This window comes from Streptomyces sp. NPDC007189, assembly GCF_040703635.1.
In the GTDB taxonomy this organism is placed as follows: domain Bacteria; phylum Actinomycetota; class Actinomycetes; order Streptomycetales; family Streptomycetaceae; genus Streptomyces.
The window spans coordinates 267,924-274,387 of record NZ_JBEYEY010000015.1; the positions used below are offsets into that span (position 1 = coordinate 267,924).

General features: G+C 73.8%; 4 protein-coding genes. All 4 read right to left on the bottom strand.

Going from position 1 to position 6,464, the window contains the following annotated elements; genetic code table 11:
• Positions 1-128: 128 nt before the first annotated feature.
• Complete coding sequence (locus AB0950_RS28835) at positions 129-1,736, bottom strand: amino acid ABC transporter substrate-binding protein (RefSeq protein WP_366779713.1); 1,608 nt, start codon at positions 1,734-1,736, stop codon at positions 129-131.
• 5 nt (positions 1,737-1,741) lie between these two features.
• The gene (locus tag AB0950_RS28840) at positions 1,742-3,916 is read right to left on the bottom strand and encodes a hypothetical protein (protein ID WP_366779714.1); all 2,175 of its coding nucleotides are present in this window, start codon (positions 3,914-3,916) and stop codon (positions 1,742-1,744) included.
• Between the two features lie 152 nt (positions 3,917-4,068).
• Positions 4,069-5,265 carry an FAD-dependent oxidoreductase gene (locus AB0950_RS28845; RefSeq protein ID WP_360154501.1) on the bottom strand — a complete coding sequence of 399 codons (1,197 nt, stop codon included), beginning with the start codon at positions 5,263-5,265 and terminating at the stop codon, positions 4,069-4,071.
• Between the two features lie 101 nt (positions 5,266-5,366).
• Positions 5,367-6,311, bottom strand: a complete 945-nt coding sequence (locus tag AB0950_RS28850; RefSeq protein ID WP_360571730.1) for an RNA polymerase sigma-70 factor — start codon at positions 6,309-6,311, stop codon at positions 5,367-5,369.
• Positions 6,312-6,464: the final 153 nt, after the last annotated feature.

Sequence of the window (6,464 nt, forward strand, 5' to 3'; positions counted from 1 at the left end):
TCGAAGCAAGAACGTTCCTTTGCCTTTTCCGGGGAGTTCATGTGCCGTTGATGAGCAAGCCATGGCCGAAAAACGCCCCGCCCATGGCTTGACTCATTCCGGTGACAGCACCCGGGTCCCGGTGGTGGTCACGGCGTACGGCTCGGGATCACGCAGTTCTTCTGCTGCGGACGGCCCGTGGGCCAGCCCAGGCCGACGAACTTCAGGTCGCCCTCGCCCCGCCGGCCCGGGTCCAGCTCGACCACCGCGACCGGTTTGTCGTACGGGTTGCCGGCGCTGGTCAGGCAGATCAGGCCGCTCGTGCCCGGGATCCGGTGCCGCGACTGGAGTTTCGACCACTCCCGGCCGACGTCCTCCAGGCCGGGCACGCCGGAACCGTTCTGCACCTGGTGCAGCGCCGTGCCGATGGTCACCATGCCGTCGTACACGAGCATCGTGCGCGAGTCCCGCAGAGCGGGGGCGGAGCCGAGGTCGGCGGTCTTCACCGACCGGATCAGGCTCTCCAGGCCGTCCAGGGCCGCCTTGGGCTCCGTGAGGTACTGGGGCAGGTCGGACGGGGCCGGCTTGCCGTGGTGGGTGGCGGTCCACTGCCGGGTCCAGGCGGTCAGCGCGGTGCTCCAGGCGTCCGGATGCGCGGGGGCGGCGTACTGCACCGTCACCCTCGCCGTGCCGCCCGTGCCGCGCAGCTGCTGCCAGTCCTTGTCCGTCATGCTCTGCTGCAGCGACGCCGCGTCGGAGCCGCTGACGATGGTGTAGTGCCGGTTCTGGCAGCCCACTTGGGCCAGTTTGAGGGCGAACAGCCGCAGGTGCAGGGTGCGGCCCGCGAAGTACACCGCGTCGGCGTCGGTGTCGCAGATGTTGTTGGCGATCTGGGTGAACTGGTTGCCGGTCGAGCCCGCTTCGTCGATCCCCGGGGAGGTGAACGGCATCGGAGCGGGTCCGGGCGGTCCCTGCTCCTTTATGCCGCCGAACGCCTTCGCCAGCGACTCGTCGTAGCTGTCCGGGCGGGTGTCGTAGACCAGCACCGTCCTGCGGTCCTGGCGGCCCCGCGCGCCGTTGAAGTAGGCCAGCGCCTGGGCCACGTCGTGGTTGGTGGGGATGATCCGGGCCAGTCCGGGGAACCGCGCGCCGGCCATGCCGTCCGCCGTGTCCTCGTTGGCTATCGGGTCACCGGAGATCCGGGAGGCGAGCACCGGGACCTTGTGCGCCGTCAGCCGGCTCACGGCCTGCCGCGTCGCGTCGAGGCTGAGGTTGAAGCCGGTGACGGCGCGCAGCCGGTCCTTCGACGAGCCGGCCATGCGGATCAGGGTGTCCACGACGGTGGACTGGTGCGCGTAGTCCCGCCCGGGGTTGGCCAGCACCAGGCGGATCTTCGGCGGTTCGCCCTCGCCCTTGTTGGCCGCCAACTGGCCCAGGTACGCCCCCTGCAGGTCGCTGCGCATCTCCCGGCGCAGCGCGGGCGCCTCCGACTGGAGCGGCAGCATCATCGCCACCGTCACATGGGGCTGGCCCTCGATCCGCTTGTTCTCCCGGGCGATGGCCCGGGCCACGGCGCCGATCTCCGGGGTGCCGAAGTCGTAGCCCGCCCCGTTCACCCCGACGCACTCGCCGTCGATCCGCTGGATCCCGCCGGTGCAGGTGTCCGGTCTGCCGATGACGGACGTGGCGAACACGATGACCGCCGCGACCGCCGCCAGGGCCAGCAGCGCGTAAAGGATCTTCCGCCATCTGGGCATCGCCGTTACCTCCTTCGCCCGAGCTGATCGGTGCAGGCGCAGCGCAGCAACGGCTGCTCGTTCTCCGCCAGGCCGCTCCAGTCGGTGGCCGTCCTGCCCAGCTCCCCGGCGCCGTCGAACTCCATGATCGACAGCAGGTCCAGCAGCTTGGCGAGGGTGCCGGCGGTCTGTTGTCCGGTCGGCCTGGTCCGCTCCTCACACAGCCACACCGCGTGCAGCAGCTGGTCGACGGTGCGGCGCAGCGCCGGGCCGTCCACCGCCACCAGGCCCTCCGCGCGCTCCCGCCGGGTGTCCGCGCCGCCCGGATACGGCGCCTGGGCGATCTCCAGCAGCTCCGCGCACCACTCCCGGGGCCGGCCGGGCAGCGTGTCGGCCAGATGGCGGACCACGTCGTCCACACCGCCGGAGACCAGGTGGTGGTTCATCCGGTGCGCCACGACCGAACGGAACGCCCCGCCGTCCGCGGCCCCCTCCCGCGCCGCGCGCCGGGTGCAGTGGTCGCGCAGCAGATGGTGGTCGGCGTACCAGGCGGCGCCGTCGGGGCGCAGCCCGTACAGCCGGTGCACCAGCAGCTGGCGCAGCCCGAAGTCCCCGATGAAGTGCCGCTCGCAGCGCGGCCATCCCGTGTCGGTGAGCAGCTCGGACACATGATGGGCGGTCAGCCGGTGGACGCGGCCCGACTGGTGGTGGCGCAGCAGCACGTCGGCGCACTCCGCGTCGTGCGCCACGGACAGATGGGTGAGCAGGTCCAGCCACTGGTCGTGGTACTCGGCCTTCAGCCGTACCGGCAGCTGCTCCAGGACCAGTTCCTCCAGCAGGACGTCCGCCACCGGCCGCTCGCCGTCGCCGTCGCCCGGGAGCCGTAAGGGGGCGTCGAGGATGTCCCGGTCGTTGGCGCCGGCCGCCATCCGGAAGGCGGCCGACGCGGCGGCCAGCCGGATCACCATGTGCGGCCGGCCGCCGCTCAGCCGGGCCACGGCGGCGTCGACGCGGCGGCGGCTCGTGCCGCTCCCCGGCTGCGCGCGCCGCTGTCCGCGCTCGGTCTCCCGGCGGATCCGGTCGCCGGTGAGCAGCGGCATCCGCAGCAGGAGCACGCCGTCGGCCAGCGGCGCCCGGTCCGCTTCCGGGGCCGCGCGCCGGGTCCACTCGGCCGGGAATCCGTCGGCGGGCCGGAACCGCGCCGGGGGCGGCACCTCACCGGGGGGCAGGCCGCCGTACAGGAAGGCGCCGCCGTCCGCCCGGCGGGCCGTGCCGACGACCACCACGCGGTCGCGCTGCCCGTCCCGGCGGTCCCTGAGCACGGCCCGCAGCAGCTGCTCGCCCAGCGGTGTCTCGGCCCGGTCCAGCAGCAGCGCCGGCCGGCCGACCCTGAGCAGCCAGCCCGACGCCCCCGTGTACGACGCCTCGAGGTCCTCGCGCAGCGCCCGGAAGAGGAAGCTCTCCGCCAGCTCCCGGTCCTCGCCGCCGGCCTGGAAGTCGGTGGCGAGATCGCGCATCCCGTGCTGGGGCTGGCCGCCGGCGCCGGGGTAGGCGCCGTAGATGCGCGCGAGTTCGGTACGGCCCCTGGGCGGCAGGTCGGCGAAGATGGCGTCCAGCAGGGCGGTGCTCACCGAGGCCGTGTACGGGCCGAGCGCCTGCCCGGCCAGGGTGGTCAGCAGGTTGTGGACGGCCGCGCGCAGCGCGCCCCGCCAGAAGTCGCCGGTGGCCAGGGGCCGTCGGTTCCGCGGGGACAACTCCTCGTACCGTTCGACCTCGGTCGCGACCGACTGGGCGCTGCCCTCCGCGACGCCGGTCGCGATCATCGCGAGGCCCGCGTAGAGCCGGGGGAAGGCGAACGAGCCGCCCGGCCCCTGCCAGGCGGCGAGCCGCTCGGCCGCCTCGACCAGCGCCTCGGTCACGGCCGAGCGTGCGCCCGGCTCGGGGTCGGCCCGGTCCGCGTACACGGACGAGCCGCAGTCCAGGTGGATCACCGGCACCTTGGCGGCGAACCGGTCCCGTACGGCGCGCAGCAGCCGGCCCTTGCCCATGCCGGGACCGCCGGTGAGCAGCACCACGGGCAGGTCGGGGCCGTACAACGGCTCGCGTCCGGCGCCCGACGGCGACCGCCCGAGCAGGCGCGCGAAGAACCCCTCCTCACCGAGGAGCGAGTCGAACCCCAGGTCCTCACACGGATCCCCCATGCATGCTCTCCCGCCCAGGAGCTGGTGACCGTTGTGGTGGAAGGAGATTAGTGCACCATAGGGCGCTCTGTACGGACAACGGCGCTTGTGAGGAAGGAAGTTGGGCGAAGACCGCGCGGGCCCCGGAGTGCGGGGGCCCGGCGCGGCGCGGGTCAGGCCGGTGTCCGCACCGCCGCGGCCGGCGTCTCCTGCCCGCGTACGACGGGGCGGCGGCGGGCCGGCAGGACGGTCGGGTGGGCGACGCCCCAGGCCGCGCCCTTGCAGACCAGCTCCTTGTAGAGGGCGGCGGTACGGCCCGTCAGGGCCGCGCGGACGGCGCGGTCGTCGGCGGTGACGTACTGGATCAGGCCCTCCTTGCGGCCCAGCGAGATGCACTGGTTGAAGTAGCGCACCGGCACCGTGGGGAGCTTGCCGCCGGTCAGGCGGGCCGCGATGGCGTCGGCGGCCTGCCAGGCGGAGGGGACGCCGGAGGCGCAGGACATCCGCAGCGGCTTGGCGCCGGGGCCCATGGCCATGGCCGCGTCGCCGACGGCGTACACGTCCGGGTGGGAGACCGAGCGCATGGTGCGGTCGACCACGATCTGACCGGTGCCGGTGACCTCCAGGCTCGTGGCCCGGGCGATCGGGTGGACGGCGAAGCCGGTGGTCCACACGGTGACCGCCGCCGGGACGGCGCGGCCGTCGGCGGTGGTGACGCGGCCGGCGTCGACGGCGGTGACCTCGGTGTGCTCGTGCGCGGTGATGCCGAGCCGGTCGAAGACCTTCCGCAGGTGCCGGCGGCCCTTCGGCGAGAGCCAGTCGCCGAGGCCGGCGCGGGCGGCGAGGGCGACGTCGAGGTCCGGGCGGGCCTCGGCGATCTCCGTCGCGGCCTCCAGGCCGGTGAGGCCGCCGCCGACCACGAGCACGGGCTGCCCGGCGGCCAGGCCGGCCAGCCGCTCGCGCAGCCGGAGCGCTCCGGGACGGGAGGCGATCTCGTGGGCGTGCTCGGCAACGCCCGGCACACCCTGGTCGTGCCGGCCGCTGCCGAGGGCGTACACGAGGGTGTCGTACGGCAGTTCCCGGGTGCCGTCGTCCGCGTCGAGGACGGTGACGGTCCTGCGGTCCACGTCCACGCCGGTGACCCTGCCGAGCGTCAGCTCGACGCCGGTACCGGCGAACATCTCGGCGAGGGGGCGGGGCGTGAGCGACTGGCCGGCCGCGAGCTGGTGCAGCCGGACGCGTTCCACGAAGTCGGGTTCGGCGTTGACGAGGGTGATGGCGACGTCCTCGGGACGCAGCCGCCTGGCGAGGCGCCCGGCGGCGATCGCTCCGGTGTATCCGGCTCCGAGGACGACGATGCGGTGCTGCATTTCCCGGCTCCTGTCTGCTGTCTTCAGCGGGCTCGCCCCTTGAACCGGGCGGCCCGCCGTTCCCTGACAGGAACCGAATGTGAAGCAGATCACATCGGGGTTCAGAACACCCGCAGCAGAGGTTCTCCGTGCTCGGCGGCCGCCCAGAGCCGAGCAGCGCGCTCGAGCTTGTCGGGGTTGACCTGGTTGCGGAACGCGGCGATGCCCTCGGCGGTGATCTCCAGGCACATGACGCCGATGACCCGGCCGCCGACCACCACGACGAGGGCGGGTTCGCCGTTGGCTGTCGCGGCGAAGATCTCGGCCGTGCCGCCGACCAGGTCGCGCTTGGCCTTGCTGGGCTTGAACAGCCCCCGCATGAAGGTCGCGACCGCGCGGGCGCCCTCGAACGCCTTGGCGCGGGCCGGGACCTTGCCGCCGCCGTCGCCGATCGCGACGGCGTCCTCGGTGAGCAGCCGGACGAGCGGCTCGGTGCGGCCGCTGGTGGCGGCCGCGAGGAACTCCTCGACGATCCGCCGGGCGGCGGCCCGGTCGACCTCGGCACGGGCCCTGCCGTCGGCGACGTGCCGCTTGGCGCGGTGGAAGATCTGCTGGCTCGCGGCCTCGGTGATGTCGAGGATCTCGGCGATCTCCCGGTGCGCGTAGGCGAAGGCCTCCCGCAGCACGTACACCGCCCGCTCGTTCGGGGACAGCCGCTCCAGCAGGGTGAGGACCGCGTACGACACCGATTCGCGCTGTTCGGCGGTGTCGGCGGGCCCGAGCATCGGGTCACCGGCGAGCAGCGGCTCGGGCAGCCACTGGCCCACATAGGTCTCGCGCCGGGCGCGGGCCGAGGTGAGCTGGTTCAGGCACAGGTTGGTGAGCACCTTCGTCAGCCAGGCCTCGGGCACCTCGACCCGCCCGGTGTCGGCGGCCTGCCAGCGCAGGAACGTCTCCTGCACGGCGTCCTCGGCCTCGCTCGCGGAGCCGAGCAGCCGGTAGGCGATGGCCTCCAGCCGGGGCCTGGACGCCTCGAACCGGTCCACGTCGCTCATGCTGATGGCCATGCCGGGGATCCTAGCTGGCGGGTCCGGGCACGTCCTCGGGGTTCCGGGCGGGGCGTCGCCCCCCCCCCGCATCCACACAGCCCCGGGTCCAGAGGACCGGGGGCTGCGTGTCGGCGGACCGGCGGCCCGGCTAACGGGCGCTGTGGGCGTCGG

Excerpts from the sequence above, each read along its gene's own strand:
- AB0950_RS28835 (WP_366779713.1), bottom strand. The coding sequence starts at position 1,736 with ATGCCCAGATGGCGGAAGATCCTTTACGCGCTGCTGGCCCTGGCGGCG.
- AB0950_RS28850 (WP_360571730.1), bottom strand. The coding sequence starts at position 6,311 with ATGGCCATCAGCATGAGCGACGTGGACCGGTTCGAGGCGTCCAGGCCC.
- AB0950_RS28840 (WP_366779714.1), bottom strand. The coding sequence starts at position 3,916 with ATGGGGGATCCGTGTGAGGACCTGGGGTTCGACTCGCTCCTCGGTGAG.
- AB0950_RS28845 (WP_360154501.1), bottom strand. The coding sequence starts at position 5,265 with ATGCAGCACCGCATCGTCGTCCTCGGAGCCGGATACACCGGAGCGATC.